Source organism: Streptomyces galbus (assembly GCF_005280195.1).
Lineage (GTDB): Bacteria > Actinomycetota > Actinomycetes > Streptomycetales > Streptomycetaceae > Streptomyces > Streptomyces galbus.
In genome coordinates this window covers 97,080-115,315 of sequence record NZ_SZPR01000031.1, presented here as the reverse complement: position 1 = coordinate 115,315, position 18,236 = coordinate 97,080, and the positions used below count along the sequence as shown (strand labels likewise).

General features: G+C 74.2%; 18 protein-coding genes. 10 read left to right on the top strand and 8 right to left on the bottom strand.

Features of this window, described 5'->3' with window-relative positions:
- Positions 1-21: 21 nt before the first annotated feature.
- The 3 genes from E4U92_RS31150 to E4U92_RS31140 are packed head-to-tail and all read left to right on the top strand — an operon-like array spanning position 22 to position 3,835.
- Positions 22-1,098, top strand: coding sequence for a thiamine ABC transporter substrate-binding protein (locus E4U92_RS31150; RefSeq protein WP_137303787.1), 1,077 nt, complete (start codon positions 22-24; stop codon positions 1,096-1,098).
- Positions 1,074-2,816 (top strand): ABC transporter permease, encoded by a 1,743-nt coding sequence (locus E4U92_RS31145; protein WP_168725232.1) that lies wholly within the window; start codon positions 1,074-1,076, stop codon positions 2,814-2,816. Before E4U92_RS31150 ends, E4U92_RS31145 begins: the two co-directional genes overlap by 25 nt.
- Positions 2,816-3,835 (top strand): ABC transporter ATP-binding protein, encoded by a 1,020-nt coding sequence (locus tag E4U92_RS31140; protein ID WP_137303786.1) that lies wholly within the window; start codon positions 2,816-2,818, stop codon positions 3,833-3,835. The genes E4U92_RS31145 and E4U92_RS31140 overlap by 1 nt, the downstream gene beginning before the upstream one ends.
- 72 nt (positions 3,836-3,907) lie before the next feature.
- Here the strand turns inward: E4U92_RS31140 and E4U92_RS31135 are convergent, their stop codons facing one another.
- From E4U92_RS31135 to E4U92_RS31105, 7 genes are all read right to left on the bottom strand, one after another.
- Entirely contained in the window at positions 3,908-4,630 is a 723-nt protein-coding gene (locus tag E4U92_RS31135) for an LAETG motif-containing sortase-dependent surface protein (RefSeq protein ID WP_137303785.1), read from the bottom strand.
- Between the two features lie 161 nt (positions 4,631-4,791).
- Positions 4,792-5,907, bottom strand: a complete 1,116-nt coding sequence (locus tag E4U92_RS31130; protein ID WP_137303946.1) for an LOG family protein — start codon at positions 5,905-5,907, stop codon at positions 4,792-4,794.
- Positions 5,908-6,069: 162 nt separating this feature from the next.
- Positions 6,070-6,492: a VOC family protein gene (locus E4U92_RS31125; RefSeq protein ID WP_137303784.1), complete on the bottom strand. Its 423-nt coding sequence runs from the start codon at positions 6,490-6,492 to the stop codon at positions 6,070-6,072.
- A 94-nt stretch (positions 6,493-6,586) separates the two neighbouring features.
- The gene (locus tag E4U92_RS31120; protein ID WP_137303783.1) at positions 6,587-8,041 is read right to left on the bottom strand and encodes a hypothetical protein; all 1,455 of its coding nucleotides are present in this window, start codon (positions 8,039-8,041) and stop codon (positions 6,587-6,589) included.
- Positions 8,023-8,763 (bottom strand): ABC transporter ATP-binding protein, encoded by a 741-nt coding sequence (locus tag E4U92_RS31115; protein WP_137303782.1) that lies wholly within the window; start codon positions 8,761-8,763, stop codon positions 8,023-8,025. Before E4U92_RS31115 ends, E4U92_RS31120 begins: the two co-directional genes overlap by 19 nt.
- Before the next feature lie 204 nt (positions 8,764-8,967).
- Positions 8,968-10,332, bottom strand: coding sequence for an aspartate aminotransferase family protein (locus E4U92_RS31110; RefSeq protein WP_067239129.1), 1,365 nt, complete (start codon positions 10,330-10,332; stop codon positions 8,968-8,970).
- 19 nt (positions 10,333-10,351) lie between these two features.
- Positions 10,352-10,876, bottom strand: a complete 525-nt coding sequence (locus E4U92_RS31105) for an Lrp/AsnC family transcriptional regulator (protein ID WP_067239131.1) — start codon at positions 10,874-10,876, stop codon at positions 10,352-10,354.
- Between the two features lie 168 nt (positions 10,877-11,044).
- Here E4U92_RS31105 and E4U92_RS31100 point away from each other — a divergent pair, with 168 nt between their 5' ends.
- The 6 genes from E4U92_RS31100 to E4U92_RS31075 all read left to right on the top strand — a co-directional run bounded on the left by E4U92_RS31100 (position 11,045) and on the right by E4U92_RS31075 (position 15,354).
- Entirely contained in the window at positions 11,045-12,484 is a 1,440-nt protein-coding gene (locus E4U92_RS31100; RefSeq protein WP_137303781.1) for a gamma-aminobutyraldehyde dehydrogenase, read from the top strand.
- A gap of 193 nt (positions 12,485-12,677) precedes the next feature.
- Positions 12,678-13,076 carry a Tat pathway signal sequence domain protein gene (locus E4U92_RS31095; protein ID WP_137303780.1) on the top strand — a complete coding sequence of 133 codons (399 nt, stop codon included), beginning with the start codon at positions 12,678-12,680 and terminating at the stop codon, positions 13,074-13,076.
- Positions 13,073-13,687: a class F sortase gene (locus E4U92_RS31090; protein WP_137303779.1), complete on the top strand. Its 615-nt coding sequence runs from the start codon at positions 13,073-13,075 to the stop codon at positions 13,685-13,687. Before E4U92_RS31095 ends, E4U92_RS31090 begins: the two co-directional genes overlap by 4 nt.
- A gap of 138 nt (positions 13,688-13,825) precedes the next feature.
- The gene (locus tag E4U92_RS31085) at positions 13,826-14,317 is read left to right on the top strand and encodes an RNA polymerase sigma factor (RefSeq protein WP_137303778.1); all 492 of its coding nucleotides are present in this window, start codon (positions 13,826-13,828) and stop codon (positions 14,315-14,317) included.
- Positions 14,304-14,909 carry a hypothetical protein gene (locus E4U92_RS31080; protein WP_229863001.1) on the top strand — a complete coding sequence of 202 codons (606 nt, stop codon included), beginning with the start codon at positions 14,304-14,306 and terminating at the stop codon, positions 14,907-14,909. Before E4U92_RS31085 ends, E4U92_RS31080 begins: the two co-directional genes overlap by 14 nt.
- Positions 14,910-14,964: 55 nt before the next feature.
- Positions 14,965-15,354, top strand: a complete 390-nt coding sequence (locus tag E4U92_RS31075) for a hypothetical protein (protein ID WP_137303777.1) — start codon at positions 14,965-14,967, stop codon at positions 15,352-15,354.
- Positions 15,355-15,403: 49 nt separating this feature from the next.
- Here the strand turns inward: E4U92_RS31075 and E4U92_RS31070 are convergent, their stop codons facing one another.
- Entirely contained in the window at positions 15,404-16,303 is a 900-nt protein-coding gene (locus E4U92_RS31070; RefSeq protein ID WP_137303776.1) for a hypothetical protein, read from the bottom strand.
- Positions 16,304-16,399: 96 nt separating this feature from the next.
- Here E4U92_RS31070 and E4U92_RS31065 point away from each other — a divergent pair.
- The coding region (locus tag E4U92_RS31065; protein ID WP_137303944.1) for a heavy metal translocating P-type ATPase at positions 16,400-18,236 on the top strand (1,837 nt) is incomplete at its 3' end.

Genomic DNA, 18,236 nt, shown 5'->3' with positions numbered 1-18,236 from the left:
CCCACTCCAGGAGGACATCCAGTGCACACCAAGACCCTCGTGGCGGCGACGGTCGGCCTCGGCCTGGTCGCGACGCTGTCCGCGTGCGGCTCGTCCGAGGCGAAGGACTCGGCCGACAGCAAGACCGTCACCCTCGTCAGCCACGACTCGTGGGCCGTGTCGAAGAAGGTGCTCGCCGACTTCGAGAAGCGGTCCGGCTACCGGGTCAAGGTCCTCAAGGACGGCGACGCCGGGCAGGCCGTCAACAAGGCGGTCCTGACCAAGGACCACCCCCAGGGCGACGTCTTCTTCGGCGTCGACAACACCCTGCTGTCACGGGCCCTCGACAACGGCCTGTTCCAGCCGTACCGGGCCGCGGGGCTCGACCGGGTCGGCGCCGCCTACCAGCTCGACCGGGGCAAGCACCGGGTCACGCCCGTCGACTACGGCGACATCTGCGTCAACTACGACAAGAAGTACTTCGCCGACCACAAGCTCGCCCCGCCCGCCTCCTTCGACGACCTGGTCAAGCCGGCGTACAAGAACCTCCTGGTCACCGAGAACGCCTCCACCTCCTCGCCCGGCCTCGGCTTCCTGCTCGGCAGCGCCGCGCGGTACGGCGACGCCGGCTGGGAGGGGTACTGGAAGAAGCTGAAGGCCAACGGCGTCAAGGTGGTCGACGGCTGGGAGCAGGCCTACAACGAGGAGTTCTCCGGCTCGGCCGGCGGCAGGAAGGCCGGCGGCGACCGGCCGCTCGTCGTGTCGTACGCCTCCTCGCCGCCCGCCGAGGTGATCTACGCCGACCCCAGGCCGGCCACCGCCCCGACCGGCGTCGCGGCCGGCACCTGCTTCCGGCAGGTCGAGTTCGCGGGCCTGCTCAGCAACGCGAAGAACACCAAGGGCGGCAAGGCGTTCCTCGACTTCCTGGTCTCCCAGGAGTTCCAGGAGGACATGCCGCTGAACATGTTCGTCTACCCGGTCCGGCAGGGCGCCGCGGTCCCCGCCGAGTTCACGCAGTTCGGCCCCGCGGCCAAGGACCCCGAGACGATGGCCCCGGACCGGATCGCCGCGCACCGCGACCAGTGGGTCACGTCGTGGACCTCGATCGTCCTGAAGTGACGGCCGACGCGACGGGCCGCAAGAGCCGGCCCGACGGTCCGGGCCGTGCGGGTCGGCCGCACGGCCCGGGCCGGTCCGCCGCGCTCCCGGCGGCCGCGGCCCGGCTCGGGCTGATGGTGCTGCCCGTCGCGTTCTTCGGTGTCTTCTTCGCCTACCCGGTCGCCGCGATCGTCGCCCGCGGCCTGCACGCCGACGGGGCCTGGCACCTCGGCCGGCTCCCGGACGTGCTCGCCCGGCCGGACATCCGGCACGTCCTGTGGTTCACCACCTGGCAGGCGTGCGCCTCCACCGCGCTCACGCTCCTGGTCGCGCTGCCCGGCGCGTACGTCTTCGCGCGCCTCGACTTCCCCGGCAAGCAGGTCCTGCGCGCGGTGGTGACCGTGCCGTTCGTGCTGCCGACGGTCGTCGTGGGCACGGCGTTCCTGGCGCTCGTGGGGCGCGGCGGCCTCCTCGACGACCTGTGGGGCGTACGGCTGGACACCACGGTGTGGGCGATCCTGCTCGCGCACGTCTTCTTCAACTACGCCGTCGTCGTGCGCACCGTGGGCGGGCTGTGGGCGCAGCTCGACCCGCGGCAGGCGGAGGCGGCGCGGATGCTGGGCGCCTCGCCGCTGCGGGCCTGGCGGCAGGTGACGCTGCCCGCGCTCGGCCCGGCCGTCGCGGCGGCCGCGCTGATGGTGTCCCTGTTCACCTTCACCTCCTTCGGCATCGTGCAGATCCTCGGCGGGCCGACCTTCTCCACCCTGGAGGTGGAGATCTACCGGCAGACCTCCGAGATCTTCGACCTGTCCACCGCGGCCGTGCTCACCCTCGTGCAGTTCGCCGCCGTCGGCGCGATCCTCGCCGTGCACGCCTGGACCGTACGGCGGCGGGAGAGCGCCCTGCGGCTGGTGGACGCGTCCCGCACCGCGCGCCGCCCGCGCGGGGCCGGGCAGTGGGCGCTGCTCGCCGGGGTCCTGGCCACGGTCGCCCTGCTGCTCGTGCTGCCGCTGGCGGTACTGGTCCAACGGTCGTTCGACGCGCCGGACTTCGCCTACTACCGGGCGCTCACCTCGGACGAGGGCAGCGTGTTCCTCGTCCCGCCGATCGACGCGATCGGCACCTCGCTGGAGTACGCCGTCGCCGCCACCGCCATCGCCCTGCTGATCGGCGGTCTCGCCGCCGCCGCGCTCACCCGCAGGGACGCCGGCCGGCTGGTGCGGGGCTTCGACGCGCTGCTGATGCTGCCGCTCGGCGTCTCCGCCGTGACCGTCGGCTTCGGCTTCCTCGTCGCCCTGGACGAGCCCCCGCTGGACCTGCGCACCAGCTGGATCCTGGTGCCGCTCGCGCAGGCGCTGGTCGGGGTGCCGTTCGTGATCCGGACCATGCTGCCCGTGCTGCGGGCGGTGGACGACCGGCTGCGCGAGGCGGCGGCCGTGCTCGGGGCGTCGCCGTGGCGGGTGTGGCGGGAGGTGGACCTGCCGATGGTGCGGCGGGCGCTGGCCGTCGCGGCCGGATTCGCGTTCGCGGTGTCGCTCGGCGAGTTCGGCGCCACCGTGTTCATCGCGCGCCCCGACAACCCGACGCTGCCGGTCGCCGTGGCCCGCTTGCTGGGCCGCGCCGGGGAGCTCAACTACGGCCAGGCGATGGCCCTTTCGACGATTCTCATGGTGGTGTGCGCGGTGGCCCTGCTGGCGCTGGAGGGCTTGCGGATCGCGGACCGGACGGGGGAGTTCTGATGCTGCTGGCTCTGGAGCGGGCGACCGTGCGGTTCGGCGGGCGGCCCGTGCTCGACGCCGTCGACCTGGACGTGGCCGAACACCAGGTGGTGTGCGTGCTGGGGCCGAGCGGCAGCGGCAAGTCGACGCTGTTGCGGGCCGTGGCCGGACTCCAGCCCCTGGACGACGGGCGGGTGCTGCTCGACGGCCGCGACCGGACGGGCGTGCCCCCGCACCGGCGGGACGTCGGGCTGATGTTCCAGGACCACCAGCTCTTCCCGCAGCGGGACGTCGCCGGGAACGTGGCCTTCGGGCTGCGCGTGCGCGGCGCGTCCAGGAAGCAGCAGGACGCGCGGGTGGCGGAGCTGCTGGAGCTGGTCGGACTGCCGGGCGCGGCACGGCGGGCGGTGACGGCGCTGTCCGGAGGCGAGCAGCAGCGCGTGGCGCTCGCCCGGGCCCTCGCCCCCAGCCCCCGGCTGCTGATGCTGGACGAGCCCCTCGGCCAGCTCGACCGGTCCCTGCGGGAGCGGCTCGTCGTCGAACTGCGGGAGCTGTTCGCCCGGTTGGGCACCACGGTGCTCGCCGTGACCCACGACCAGGGCGAGGCGTTCGCGCTCGCCGACCGGGTCGTGGTGATGCGGGACGGGCGGATCGCCCAGTCCGGCACGCCCCTCGAGGTGTGGCAGCGTCCGGCGGACGCCTTCGTCGCCCGCTTCCTCGGCTTCGGCAACGTGGTGCCCGCGACCGTCGCCGGGGAGGCAGCGGACACCCCGTGGGGCAAGGTGCCGGTTCCGGCCGGCTCGGCGCAGGGCGAGCGGACGCTGCTGGTCCGCCCGGCCGGGGTCCGGCTGGTCGCCGCCGAGGCGGGGCTGCGCTGCCGGGTGAGCGCCCGCACCTTCCAGGGCACGCACGTCGCCGTGCACCTCCAGCCCGAGGACGCGCCCCGCCTGGAGGCGGCCTGCGCCCTGCGGGACGCCCCGGAGACCGGGGCCGAGGTCGGCGTGGAGTTCGACGCGGCGGACGTGGTCGTCCTCGGCTGAGGCACGCACCGGACCGCAGGCCGAAGGCCCGCCCCCGAGGGGACGGGCCTCTGGCACGGCTCGGCGGGACGGTCAGTGGCGGTTGCCGGCACCCCGCCGGCGCATGCCGAAGAAGACGGCGGCGCCGCCGACCACGACCAGGGCGGCCGCGATCCCGGCGATCACCGGGGTGTTGGAGTCGGCGCCGGTCTCGGCCAGGTTGGACTCCTGGGCCGCGGGCGAGACGTCGTTGCCGCCCGGAGCGGGCGCCGCGGCGCTGCCGCTCGCGGTGGCGGTCGCGTCGGACGGGGCGGGCGAGGCGGTGTCGGCCGGCGCGGAGGCGGACGGCGAGGGCGTCGCGGTCGCCGACCGGGAGGCGGAGGGCGAGGGCTTGGCGGTCTGCTCGGCGCCGCAGGCCTTGGCCGGGGCGGTCAGCAGGGGGATGTCCGCGTTGACGAAGGTCTTGCTGCCCCGGGTGGCCGTGACGTGGACCCGGTAGACGGCGCCGGGCTTCCACGCTTCGGCGAACTGCACCTGGGCGCCGTCCTTGGTGCCGATGACCGTCTGCTCGCCGACCTGGCGGAGGTCGCTGCCGTTGTTCTCCAGGTACACGGTGACGACCGCGGGCACGCCCGAGGCGTCCTTGTCGGTGACGGTGATGACGCCCTTGCCGCCGTCGCAGAGGGCCGCGGCGGAGAAGTCCGCTATGGAGCAGGCGAGGGCGCTGCCCGCGGCGCTCAGGGCGAGGGCGGCCGAGGCGGCGGTGACACCGAGGATGCGCGCCGAACGGGCGGCGGTACGACGGTTGTGGGACACGTTTGTCCTTTTCGGAAGGTACAACTGCGGGGGGTGGTGGGGGAGGTGGCGCCACCGGTCGCAGTGGGCGGCGCCAGTCCCGGCTGGCTCACAGGTCTATAAGCGTTCCATAACAACTGTCAACGCGCAGCCACCCCACGGCGGTTGCCTTTGCCCGGTTATTAACCGCCGAGGCGTTTCAACGCCTCCGGCGCCTCCTCGATCCGGTCAACGAGGGCGATACGGGACTCCATGGAGCGTTCCCGGGCGAGCGCGCGCAGCAGGGGCCAGGCGGGCAGCCGCTCCGTCCAGTGCGCGCGGTCCACCAGCACCATGGGCCGCGGTTCGCCCCGCGACCCGTAGTAGTTGGGCGTCGCGCTGTCGAAGATCTCCTGCACGGTGCCGGCGGCGCCCGGCAGGAAGACCACGCCCGCGGTGGACCGGGCCAGCAGGCCGTCCTCGCGCAGGGCGTTGGCGAAGTACTTGGCGATGTGCGAGGCGAACGGGTTCGGCGGCTCGTGGCCGTAGAACCAGGTGGGGATGCCGACCGAGCGGCCGCCGCCGGGCCAGTTCTCGCGCACCTCGAAGGCGGCGCGCGCCCAGTCGGTGACCGAGGGCGCGAACCCGGGCACCGCGGCGAGGAGGTGGAGGGCCTCACCGAGCATCGCGTCGTCGAACGGGGCCGCGTAGGCGCCGAGGTTGGCGGCCTCCATCGCGCCCGGGCCGCCGCCCGTCGCCACCGTCAGCCCGGCGCGGGCCAGTTCACGGCCGAGGCGGGCGGCACCGGCGTAGTCGTCCGTCCCGCGGGCCATCGCGTGGCCGCCCATGACGCCCACCACCCGCGAGCCGGCGAGGAGTTCGTCGAGGGCGTCCGAGACGGCGTCGTCGTGGATCGAGCGGAGCATCGAGGAGAAGATGTCGCCGTCGGACCTGGTCCGCTGGAACCAGGCGTAGCTCTGGGCGTCCGGTGTCGCCTCGTAGCCGCCGTCGAGTCCGGCGAACAGTTCGTCGGGCGAGTAGACCAGGCCCCGGTACGGGTCGAAGGGCAGGCCGGGGACCGGCGGGAAGACCAGGGCGCCGGAGGTCCGGGCGTGCGTCGCGGCCCGCGGGGTCATCGGGCAGCCGAGGAAGACGGCGCCCGCGGTGTCGAGACCCAGCAGCGTCTGCGTGCGGCCGGTGAGGTCCACGGACTGCACGCGGTAGTGGGCCAGCGTGCCGTGGCGCGAGACGACCTCGTCGAACTCGGCGAGGGTCTCTATCTCACGGTCGTGGCACCCGTCGTACGGCTGGGGCGGCAGCGCGGTGACGGGTGCGGCCGGCGGGTTCGGTCCGGGCGGACCGCCGGGCCCGGACGGCCGGTTGGGCTCGGACGGCGGCTGCGGCGGGGCGGGTGTCGGATGCACCCGCCCATGCTGGCACAGCCGTTCGAGGGCGAGTGGTGGCCCCCGGCCGCGGCCGGGTCAGCCCTCGACCGCGGCCGGGTCCATCCAGATGACCTCCCAGGTGTGGCCGTCGAGGTCGTCGAAGGCACGGCCGTACATGAAGCCCATGTCCTGGGTGCGGCCGCTCGGCGTCGCGCCCGACGCCAGCGCGCGGTCCACCAGTTCGTCGACCTCGGCGCGGCTGGCGGCGCTCAGCGCGATCAGCACCTCGCTGGTCTTCGCGCTGTCCGCGATCTCCTTGTCGGTGAACGTCGCGTAGAACGGCTTGGTCAGCAGCATCGCCACGATCGTGTCGCTGATCACGACGGAGGCCGCGTTCTCGTCGCTGAACTGCGGGTTGATCGAGTAGCCCAGCTCGGTGAAGAACTTCTTCGACGCGTCGAGGTCGTTCACGGGCAGGTTGACGAAGATCATCTGCTGGTGGCCGGAGGGCGCGGTCATGGGTCTCTCCCGTTCGGTGCCGGTGGTGTCCTGTCGTGCTGTTCGGTGGGGTAGACCCGGGGCTGCCCCGGAACTCATCGCTCGGCGGGGACCTTTATCCGGCCAGTGGCACGGAGGCGAGTTCGGCCACGAGCGCGGTCAGGGGGACGAACAGCGCCAGCAGGGCACCCGCGCGCAGGGCGGCCGCGCCGCGCAGCGCCGTGGCCGGGGCGCCGAGCCGCACCAGGGCGGCGGTCGTCTCGGCACGGGCCTGGCGGGCCTCCACGGCGGCGGTCCCCAGGGTGGCGAGGGCACACCCGGCGACGACGAGCCCGCCCAGGACGGTCAGCGGGCCGGCGGTGGCCGAGTCGGTGCCCAGGGCGGCCATCGCGTACGCGCCCGAGGCCACCGCGCACAGCACGCCCACGGGACGGCCGATACGGGTCGCCTCCTCCATCAGCCCGCGTCCCGCGAGGAGACGGACCGCGCCGGGGTGTGCGGACTGCAGGAGGCGGCCGCACAGGTGGGTGAGGCCGGGGCCGGCGAGGGCCAGACCGAGGGCGGTGAGGGTCCAGCCGAGCAGGGCGGCGCCGGGGCCGTGCAGCCCGCCGGGGAGCCGGAGCCCGGCCGCCGTCGCCCCGCCGCCTGCGTACGCCTCCACCGCGAGGCCGGCGGCGAGGAGGGCCGCGCCCCAGGGGAGGGCGGTGGGGCTCGGCCGGGGCGGGGCCGGCCGGGGGGCCGCACCGTCCGCCCGGCCGTCGGCCTGCGTCGGCCCCGCACCGTTCAGCCGGGCGTCGGCTTCCGTCGGTCCCGCACCGGCCGCGGGGAGGGCGTCGCCCTCGGCCGGCCGGTGCCCGGCCGCGGGGTGCCCGTCCGCCGCCGGGCGGGAGCCGGGCGGGCTGACCGGCAGGCGCGAGGCGTCCTCGGGCCCGCCCGTGCCGCCCCGCGTCGGCGCGCTGCCCGCGCGCCCCCTCGCGCCGCCCCGGCCGCCCGCCGCCTTCGCCGCCTGGCGGCCCACCCGGCCGAGGGTGCGGGTCGCCGCACGCGTGGCCAGGACGGTGTCCCGGGGGCGCAGCATCAGGGCGACCGCGGTGGAGCAGGTCAGCGGGGTGAGGGAGAGCAGGGTGAGGGCGCCGGGCAGGGGGAGGGGCTGGTCCGGGGCGAGGAACTCCCACCGGACGCCGTCGAACGGCAGGCCCGTGAGGTCGCCGCGCAGGTGGAGGAAGACGAGGAGCGCCAGCAGGGAGCCGAGCACGCTCGACAGGGCCGTCGTGGTGGCCGAGACGGCCATCAGCCGGGCCGGTCCGAGCCCGATCGCCGCGAGGCCCGGCCGGGGCCGGGTGCCGGGGTCCGTGCGGGCCACGGCCGTCGCGAGGTAGGCCGTCGCGGCCAGCGGGACCACGCACCAGGCCAGCCGCAGCACGGCGGAGGCGGACGCCCACGGGTGGCCGAGGGCGTAGCCGAGGGTGGACAGCAGCAGGAAGCCCGTGCCCGCCGAGGCCGCCGTCACCAGCAGGCGGCGCACCTGGACGGCCGGCCGGGCGCTGCGGGTCACGCGGAGAGCGAGCACGCGGCCCGGCCCTCCGACTCGCCGACCGGCGGCAGGTGGACGGTGTGCACACGGCGGCCGTCCAGGAGGCAGACCGTGCGGTCGGCGACCGCGGCCGTCTCCGGGTCGTGGGTCGCGAGGACGACCGTGATGCCGTGGGAGCGCGCGGCCGTGGTGAGCGTGCGCAGGACGTGGGCGCGGTCGGCGCGGTGCAGGGGCGCGGTCGGCTCGTCGGCGAACAGCACCGCGGGTGCCGGGGCCAACGCGCGGGCGATGCACACCCGTTGGCGTTCGGCCTGGGTCAGCTCGTGGGGGCGCAGCCGGGCCCGGTCGCCGACGTCGAGGCGGTCGAGCCACTCCAGGGCGGCCGCCTTGGCGCGGCGTCGGCTCGTGCCGCGCAGCATCAGGGGCAGGGCCGCGTTCTCCCAGACGTTCAGCTCGGGCACCAGGAGCGGGGCGGGGTCGATCCAGCCGAAGCGGTCGCGGCGCAGGCGTTCACGGGCCACCGGGCCGAGGGTGTGCAGGGGGGCGCTGTTGAACCAGATCTCGCCGCGCTCGGCCCGCGTCAGGCCGGACAGGCAGCTCAGCAGGGTCGTCTTGCCGCTGCCGCGCGGGCCGCTGACGGCGAGGACCTCGCCCTCGCGGACCCCGATCGAGACCCCGCCGAGCGCGGGGGAGCCGTCCCGGTGCGTGAAGTGCAGGGAGCGTGCCCAGAGCACGTCGTTGTCCGGCGGGGCCTCCATGGCGTACACCTCGGTTCAGATCTGTGGTTCCCGTGCCTTTCCCCCGAGCGGGGGAACGAAGGCGGGGCCGATCGGTCACTGGGCACGCTAGGCAGCCGCCACCGGGAGGCCGGACAGCACGCGGCCCCGGGCGCCCGTTTCTCACTCGAACGGGCGGCACCGGGGCCGTCGTCGGTCCGGCTCACCGACGACCGGAACCGTCGGTCAGAGCTTCGTCCACGCCTCCGTCAGCGTCGCCCGCAGGATCTGCTCGATCTCGTCGAACGTCGACTGGTCGGAGATCAGCGGCGGGGCGAGCTGGACGACCGGGTCGCCGCGGTCGTCGGCACGGCAGTACAGGCCGTTGTCGAAGAGCGCCTTGGACAGGAAGCCGTACAGGACGCGCTCGGTCTCGTCGTCGTTGAACGACTCCTTCGTCGCCTTGTCCTTGACCAGCTCGATGCCGTAGAAGAAGCCGTTGCCGCGGACGTCGCCGACGATCGGCAGGTCGTGCAGCTTCTGCAGGGTGCCGAGGAAGGCGCCCTCGTTGTCCAGCACGTGCTGGGTGAGGTTCTCCCGCTCGAACAGGTCGAGGTTGGCGAGGCCCACGGCGGCCGACACGGGGTGGCCGCCGAAGGTGTAGCCGTGCAGGAAGGTGTTGTCGCCCTTGTAGAACGGCTCGGCCAGCCGGTCGGAGATGATGCAGGCGCCGATGGGGGAGTACCCGGAGGTCATGCCCTTGGCGCAGGTGATCATGTCCGGGACGTAGCCGAACTTGTCGCAGGCGAACATCGTGCCCAGGCGGCCGAAGGCGCAGATGACCTCGTCGGACACGAGCAGTACGTCGTACTGGTCGCAGATCTCGCGCACGCGCTGGAAGTAGCCGGGCGGGGGCGGGAAGCAGCCGCCGGCGTTCTGCACGGGCTCCAGGAAGACCGCGGCGACCGTGTCGGGGCCCTCGAAGAGGATCTGCTGCTCGATCTGGTCGGCGGCCCAGCGGCCGAACGCCTCGGGGTCGTCGCCGTGGATCGGGGCGCGGTAGATGTTGGTGTTCGGCACCTTGTGCGCGCCCGGCACCAGCGGCTCGAACGGCGCCTTCAGGGCCGGCAGGCCGGTGATGGACAGGGCGCCCTGCGGGGTGCCGTGGTAGGCGACCGCGCGGGAGATCACCTTGTGCTTGGTGGGCTTGCCGGTCAGCTTGAAGTACTGCTTGGCGAGCTTCCAGGCGGTCTCGACCGCCTCGCCGCCGCCGGTGGTGAAGAAGACCTTGTTCAGGTCGCCCGGCGCGTAGTCGGCGAGCCGCTCGGCCAGCTCGACCGCCTTCGGGTGGGCGTACGACCACACCGGGAAGAACGCCAGCTCCTGGGCCTGCTTGAACGCGGTCTCCGCCAGCTCCGTGCGGCCGTGACCGGCCTGGACCACGAACAGACCCGCGAGACCGTCGAGGTAGCGCTTGCCGTTGTCGTCGTAGATGTAGGTGCCCTCGCCGCGCACGATCGTCGGGACGGGAGAGTTCTCGTACGAGGACATGCGGGTGAAGTGCATCCACAGGTGGTCGTACGCGGTGCGGCTGAGGTCCTTGGTGCTCACGGTTATCGGGTCCTCACGGTTATCGGGTTCCCCACATGTAGGTCTGCTTCTTCAGCTTCAGGTAGACGAAGCTCTCCGTGGAGCGCACGCCGGGCTGCGCCCGGATGCGTTTGTTGATCACGTCGAGCAGGTGGTCGTCGTCCTCGCAGACGATCTCGGCGAGGATGTCGAACGAGCCCGCCGTCATCACCACGTACTCGACTTCCGCCATGTCGGTCAGCGCGTCCGCGATCGCCTCGACGTCGCCCTCGACGTTGATCCCGACCATCGCCTGCCGGCGGAAGCCCACGGTGAGCGGGTCCGTGACGGCGACGATCTGCATCACGCCCTGGTCGAGCAGCTTCTGGACGCGCTGGCGCACGGCCGCCTCCGACAGGCCGACGGCCTTGCCGATCGCGGCGTAGGGCCGGCGGCCGTCCTGCTGGAGCTGCTCGATGATGGCGAGGCTGACGGCATCCAGATGGGGGGTGCCGTTCCTGGAATCGCGGGGGTCCCGCGAGTCCCTGTGCTCTGCGCTTCGACTGGCCACGGCCTCACTGTGCACGACGTATCGACAGTTGCGCAAGGTCGAGGCGATGAAATTCGTTGTTTACGTGATCGAAGCCTGCGGATTTCGCAGCTTCGGCGGGATCAGGGGTGTTGAAAACGTCGGCTCTCCGATTAGGCTGGGTGTCTCAGTCATTGGACACCCCTGACCCTTGGAGGGCCGGCAGTGAGCACCGAGCTGCGTCGTCTGCGCAATTACATCGACGGTGAGTTCCGGGACGCCGCCGACGGACGGACCACGGAGGTGGTCAACCCCGCGACCGGCGAGGCGTACGCGACCGCGCCGCTGTCCGGGCAGGCGGACGTCGACGCCGCCATGGCGGCCGCCGCCGCGGCCTTCCCCGGCTGGCGCGACACCACCCCCGCCGAGCGCCAGAAGGCCCTCCTGAAGATCGCGGACGCGTTCGAGGCGCGCGCCGAGGACCTGATCGCCGCGGAGGTGGAGAACACGGGCAAGCCCGTCGGGCTCACCCGCACCGAGGAGATCCCGCCGATGGTCGACCAGATCCGCTTCTTCGCGGGCGCGGCGCGGATGCTCGAGGGCCGCTCGGCCGGCGAGTACATGGAGGGCCTGACCTCGATCGTCCGTCGTGAGCCGGTCGGCGTGTGCGCGCAGGTCGCGCCGTGGAACTACCCGATGATGATGGCCGTGTGGAAGTTCGCCCCGGCGATCGCCGCGGGCAACACCGTCGTGCTCAAGCCGTCGGACACCACCCCGGCCTCCACCGTCCTGATCGCGGAGATCCTCGGCGAGATCCTGCCCAAGGGCGTCTTCAACGTCATCTGCGGCGACCGCGACACCGGCCGCATGATGGTCGAGCACCCCACCCCGGCCATGGCCTCCATCACCGGCTCGGTCCGTGCCGGCGTCGAGGTCGCCAAGTCCGCCTCCGCCGACGTCAAGCGCGTCCACCTGGAACTGGGCGGCAAGGCCCCGGTCGTGGTGTTCGAGGACACCGACATCGCCAAGGCCGTCGAGGACATCTCCGTCGCCGGGTTCTTCAACGCCGGCCAGGACTGTACGGCCGCCACCCGCGTGCTGGTCCACGAGTCCATCCACGACGAGTTCGTGGCGGCGCTCGCCAAGACGGCCGCCGAGACCAAGACCGGCCAGCCGGACGACGAGGACGTGCTCTTCGGCCCGCTGAACAACCCCCGCCAGCTCGAGCAGGTCGCCGGCTTCATCGAGCGGCTGCCCGCGCACGCCAAGGTCGAGGCGGGCGGCCAGCGGGTCGGCGACAAGGGCTACTTCTACGCCCCGACCGTCGTCTCCGGCCTCAAGCAGGACGACGAGATCATCCAGAACGAGGTCTTCGGCCCGGTCATCACCGTCCAGTCCTTCAGCGACGAGGACCAGGCGGTCGAGTGGGCCAACGGCGTCGAGTACGCGCTGGCCTCCTCGGTGTGGACCAAGGACCACGGGCGTGCCATGCGGCTGTCCAAGAAGCTCGACTTCGGCTGCGTGTGGATCAACACCCACATCCCGCTGGTCGCCGAGATGCCCCACGGCGGCTTCAAGAAGTCCGGCTACGGCAAGGACCTGTCGGGCTACGGCTTCGAGGACTACACCCGCATCAAGCACGTGATGACGTCGCTGGACGCGTGACACCGCCCCGGGCCGCCCCGGCCCGGACCTGACGAGGCCCGCACCCCACCGGGGGTGCGGGCCTCGCCGCGTACCGCGCCCACCCCCCACGGACTTTGCCGTCTCTTTACAACCCGGTCCGCCGCCGCGTCGTCTCTCCGCTCGATCCATCCCGGCCCGCCGACCACGGGCCGCCGACGAAAGAGAGCGATCGATGCGCCGAACCGTCCTCAGTGGCCTGGCACTCGCCGGCACCGCGCTGCTCGCGGGCGCCGTGCCCGCGTTCGCCGACGCGAGCCCCACCCAGATGCCCCGCACCCAGGCGGCCACGGCCGTCCCGAGTGCCGCGCCGAGCGACGCGCCGGGCACCGGCGCGACCCCGAGCCCGGTGCCCCGCACCCGGACCGCCGCGCCCACCGCGGTGCCCAGCACCGGGCCCGGCCGCGGCCAGGTCCGGGTCGTCCCCTCCGGGGCGCCCGACACCGGTGTGGCGACCGCCTCCGCCGGCGACTCCGGCAACAGCGGCGTGCTCGTCGGCGGGGGAGCGGCCGTGCTCGCCGGCGCCGGCACGGCCTTCCTCGTCGTACGGCGTCGGCGGGCGACCGGGGCATGAGCCCGCTCTCCCGGCGCGCCGTCGTCGGCGCGGCGGCCGCCGCGCTGGTCACCGGCTGCGGCGGCCCGACGGCCGCCGGCCCGGCGGTCACCCCGGGCGCCCGGCGGTCCGCGCCCCGGGAGAGCGCGGCGCCCCGGCCGGCGTCGCGGCCGTCCGGGGCCGCGCCGGTACGGCTCCTGGTGCCGGCCATCGGCGTCGACACCCCGGTCCTGCGGCTCGGACTCGCGGCGGACGGCACCGTGGAGGTGCCGCCGGTCACCGCGCACGACCGGGCGGGCTGGTACCGGTACTCGCCCCCGCCCGGGCAGGTCGGCCCGTCGGTGATCCTCGGCCACGTCACGGTCGGCCCGTACGGGGACGGCGTCTTCCGCCACCTCGCGCGGCTGCACCGGGGTGACGCGGTCACGGCGCGCCTGGCGGACGGCCGCACCGCGGAGTTCGCCGTGCGCGAGGTGCGCACGGTCGCCAAGGCCGACTTCCCCGCCGGCGAGGTCTACGGCGACGTGGACCGCCCGGAGCTGCGGCTCATCACCTGCGGCGGGCCCCGCACCGGGGACGGCTACCTGGCGAACGTCATCGTCTTCGCCGCGCTCCGCGCCGCCGGTCCCTGATCCGGCCGGGCGTCCCGGCACCGGGCCGGCGGAACGTACGCCGTCGGCCCGGGGTCTTCCTCCCCGAGTCCCTCACGACCCTGTTCCCCCACGACCCTGTTCCCTCACGACCCTGTTCCCCCACGACCCTGGAGAACGGTGAAACGGTCCCGCGACAGGGAGGCGTCCGAGTTGTTCGCCGCCCTGTACCCGCGCCTCGCCGGCTGGTGCCGCCGGCTCGTCGACGACGACGGGACGGCCCACGAGATCGCCTCCGAGTCCTTCACCCGGCTCTGGGCCCGCTGGACGGCCGTCGACGAGCCGCGCGGCTTCCTCTACGTCACCGCGGCCAACCTGGTCCGCGACCACTGGCGCAAGCTGGAGCGCGAGCGCCGGGCCGTGCGCCGGGCCACCACCGAGGCCGCCGTGCGGCCCCCGCAGGAGCAGGCCGACCCCTCGGTGCGGCTGATGGTGCAGTCGCTGCCCGAACGGCTGCGCGTCCCGATCCTGCTGCACTACTACGCTGACATGCCGATCCGGGAGGTGGCCGTGCTGACCGGGCGCAAGGAAGGGACCGTCAAGGCCGACCTGCACGCGGCCCGCGAACTGCTCCGCGTCCACCTGAGGAGGAGCCTCGATGCCACGCGCTGACGACGGACGTTCCGACGGCCGGCCGTACGGGTACGCGTACGGGTCCGACGACCGGTACCCGCAGGGACGGCCGTACGGGCACGGCTCCGACGGCCAACGTCTCGACGACGACCCCGGGTTCGGGCCCGACGACCCGCTCGCCGTGATCCTGCGGCCGGGGTCCGACCACCTCGGTCCGCCGCCCGGACGGTACGAGGCGATCCGCCGCGCCGCCGCCCGCCGACGGCTGCTGCGCGCCGCGGCCGGGGCCGGACTGACCTGTGCCGTCGCCGCGCTCACCGCCGTGCTCCTCGCGCCCGGCGCGTCCGAGGCCCCGGCCCGCCCCACGGTGCCGCTCGCGCCGCCGCCCCCCGCGAGCAGTTCCCCCGCCGCACCGGAGCCGTCCGCCTCGCGGCCCCCGTCCACGCCCTCGTTCCGCTCGGCCCTCCCGTCCCCCTCGTCCGGGCCGAGCCGGACCCCCGGCGCCCGGACCGGTCCGTCGGCGGTCCCCCGCACGGCCCCCCCGGCCGACCGGAGCGCCCCGGCGACGGCGGAGAGGCGCACGACCGAGCCGACGCAGACCACGCGACGGGACGTCCCGGACGTCCCCTAGAGTCCTCCTTCTCGTCTCCGCAGGACCCCTCTGACCGGACCACCAGGAGGAATCGGTGCCCCACCCGCAAGGGCTCACCCCCGACGACAAGCTCGCCGGGGCGAAGAGGGAGCTGGGCCTCCCGCGCATCGTCGCGATCTGCGGCTCCACCCGGTTCATGGCCGAGATGGCCGAGGCCGACCTGCGGGAGACCGCGGCCGGGAGGATCGTCGTCAAGCCGGGCTGCGACATGAAGTCGCCGCACGAGCTGTGGTCCGATCCCGCCGGGGCGGAAGCGCTGAAGGCCCGACTCGACCGTCTGCACCGGGCGAAGATCCGGCTCGCCGACGAGGTGCTCGTGGTCGGCCACTACATCGGCGACAGCACCCGGGCCGAGATCGCCTACGCCCGGTCGCTGGGCAGGCCCGTACGGTTCACGCACCCCGAAGTCGACCCGGACGCCTGACCGCCCGACAGGGACGCCGGGCGCTGGCAGGCCGGTTCACGGGCGGGCCTCAGTGTCCATGGGTGCCGGTGGCGGCCGTGAAGGACGCCGTGTGGACCCTGCCGCCCACCTCGAAGTCCAGGAACAGGCGGTAGGTGCCGGTGCTCGGGGCCGTGGCCGTGAAGGCGACCTCGGGGCCGGAGACGGTCGTGCCCCGCGCCTCCTCGTGCGGGTGCACGTGCAGGTAGGCCAGGTCGCCGGAGCGCAGGGCGACCAGGTGGCCGTAGGCGCCGAGGTACGGCTGGAGCGCGGTGACCGGCCGTCCCGCGCGCGAGACGGTGAAGGTCAGGTCGCTCTCCCGGCCCGGGGTCAGCGTGCCGTCCAGCCGGACGGTGTAGCCGTCGACGGTCGCGGTGCGCGCCGCGGCGGGCAGGGCGCGGGCCGCGTACCGCCCGGTGACCGCGAGGTCGGAGCCGAGCGTGAGCCCCTCCCGTGCGGCGGCCGGGGTGAAGTCGGCGAACACCCGGTAGCCGCCGGCCTCGGGCAGTTCGACGGGCACGCTCCAGGTGCCGTCGGCCGCGCGGGCGGGGTGCAGGTGCCGGTAGGCGGTCAGCTCGCGTGCGGCGAGGACCAGGTGCAGTTGCTTGCCGTGCTCGGTGCGGTACGCGGTCACCGGGGCGCCCTGCGCGTCGCGGACGACGAACCGCAGCGTGGTCCGTGCCCCGGCCGGCAGGGAGGTCGTCTCCAGGTCGAGCGTGTAGCCCCTCTCGGAGACCTGGAGGCCGCCGGGGGTGTGGGCGGCAGCCGACCCCGGTTCCGCGTGACCGCCGTCGTCCGTCATCGAGGCGTGCGCTGCCTCCTGTGCACGGCCGGCGTCGACCGGGGCGACCGCGCCGCCGATGCCGTAGGCGGCTCCGAAGGCGGCGGCCAGCGCCGCGGTGAAGGCGCCGATCTTCCTGAGAGGGCTCATCCGGGTCTCCTTGCGTCTCCATACCCATGGGGGGTATACATGGCAGCACCTTATACCCCCTGGGGGTATCGAGAAAAGGGAAGCCAGGAGGAAGCAATGACCACCACCGCCCCCGGCGGCACCGCGGTCGAGCTGTCCATCGGCGGCATGACCTGCGCGTCCTGCGCGGCCCGCGTCGAGAAGCGGCTCAACCGCCTGGACGGGGTCACCGCCACCGTCAACTACGCGACGGAGAAGGCGAAGGTGACCTACGCGGGGGAGGTGTCCGTCGCCGACCTGATCGCGGCCGTCGAGGCCACCGGGTACACCGCCCGGGAGCCGGTCGCCGAGGCGCCCGACGCCCCCGGCGCCGAGCCCGTGGACGCACTGCGGCCGCTGCGGGAGCGGCTGGTGACCGCCGTCGTCCTCGCCGTGCCGGTGATCGCCCTGGCGATGGTCCCGGCGCTCCAGTTCGACTACTGGCAGTGGCTGTCCCTCACCCTGGCCGCCCCGGTCGTCACCTACGCCGCCTGGCCGTTCCACCGGGCCGCCTGGACCAACCTGCGCCACGGCGCCGCCACCATGGACACACTGATCTCGGTCGGCGTCTCGGCCGCGTTCCTGTGGTCCCTGTGGGCCCTGTTCCTCGGCGACGCGGGCACGCCCGGCATGCGCCACCCCTTCGAGCTGACCGTGGGGCGCGGCGGCGGCGCCGGGAACCTCTACCTGGAAGCGGCGGCCGGCGTGACGGCGTTCATCCTCGCCGGGCGCTGGTTCGAGGCCCGCTCCAAGCGGCGGGCGGGCGCGGCCCTGCGGGCGCTGATGGAACTGGGCGCCAAGGACGTGACGGTGCTGCGCGCGGGACGCGAAGAGCGCGTCCCGGTCGACGAGTTGGAAACCGGCGACCGCTTCCTCGTCCGGCCCGGCGAGAAGGTCGCCACCGACGGCGTCGTCGTCGAGGGGGCGAGCGCCGTCGACGCCTCGATGCTGACCGGGGAGTCCGTCCCGGTCGACGTCACCGTCGGAGACACGGTCACCGGCGCCACCGTCAACGCGGGCGGCCGGCTGGTCGTCGAGGCCACCCGGATCGGCGCCGACACCCAACTGGCCCGCATGGCACGGCTGGTCGAGGACGCGCAGAACGGCAAGGCCGCCGCCCAGCGGCTCGCCGACCGCATCTCCGGCGTCTTCGTCCCCGTCGTGATCGGGCTCGCGCTCGCCACGCTGGGCTTCTGGCTGGGCAACGGGGCCGGTCCGACCGCGGCGTTCACCGCGGCCGTCGCGGTGCTGATCATCGCCTGCCCGTGCGCGCTGGGCCTGGCCACACCGACCGCGCTCATGGTCGGCACCGGGCGCGGCGCGCAGCTCGGCATCCTCATCAAGGGCCCCGAGGTGCTGGAGTCCACCCGGCGCGTCGACACGGTCGTCCTCGACAAGACCGGCACCGTCACCACCGGCCGGATGACGCTGCTCGCCGTCCGCACCGCCGACGGTGAGGACGAGAGGGCCGTGCTGCGGCTGGCCGGCGCCCTGGAGCACGCCTCCGGGCACCCGGTCGCCCGCGCGGTGGCCGCCGGAGCCGTCGAGCGGGTCGGCACCCTGCCGGTGCCGGAGGACTTCGCCGACGTGCCGGGGCTCGGCGTGCAGGGCGTCGTCGAGGGGCACGCCGTCCTCGTCGGACGCCGGCGGCTGCTCGCCGAGTGGGCGACGGAGCTGCCCGCCGGTCTCGCGGCCGCCGCCGACGAGGCGGAGCGCAGCGGCCGTACGGCGGTGGCGGTCGCCTGGGACGGCCGGGCCCGCGCGGTCCTGGAGGTCGCGGACGCGGTGAAGGACACCAGCGCCGAGGCGGTGCGGCGGCTGCGCGCGCTCGGTCTCACGCCCGTGCTGCTCACCGGCGACAACCGCACCGTCGCCGAGGCCGTGGCCGCCGAGGTCGGCATCGACGAGGTGATCG

Excerpts from the sequence above, each read along its gene's own strand:
- E4U92_RS31090 (WP_137303779.1), top strand. The coding sequence starts at position 13,073 with ATGAGCCCGCTCTCCCGGCGCGCCGTCGTCGGCGCGGCGGCCGCCGCG.
- E4U92_RS31080 (WP_229863001.1), top strand. The coding sequence starts at position 14,304 with ATGCCACGCGCTGACGACGGACGTTCCGACGGCCGGCCGTACGGGTAC.
- E4U92_RS31125 (WP_137303784.1), bottom strand. The coding sequence starts at position 6,492 with ATGACCGCGCCCTCCGGCCACCAGCAGATGATCTTCGTCAACCTGCCC.
- E4U92_RS31115 (WP_137303782.1), bottom strand. The coding sequence starts at position 8,763 with ATGGAGGCCCCGCCGGACAACGACGTGCTCTGGGCACGCTCCCTGCAC.
- E4U92_RS31095 (WP_137303780.1), top strand. The coding sequence starts at position 12,678 with ATGCGCCGAACCGTCCTCAGTGGCCTGGCACTCGCCGGCACCGCGCTG.
- E4U92_RS31070 (WP_137303776.1), bottom strand. The coding sequence starts at position 16,303 with ATGAGCCCTCTCAGGAAGATCGGCGCCTTCACCGCGGCGCTGGCCGCC.
- E4U92_RS31140 (WP_137303786.1), top strand. The coding sequence starts at position 2,816 with ATGCTGCTGGCTCTGGAGCGGGCGACCGTGCGGTTCGGCGGGCGGCCC.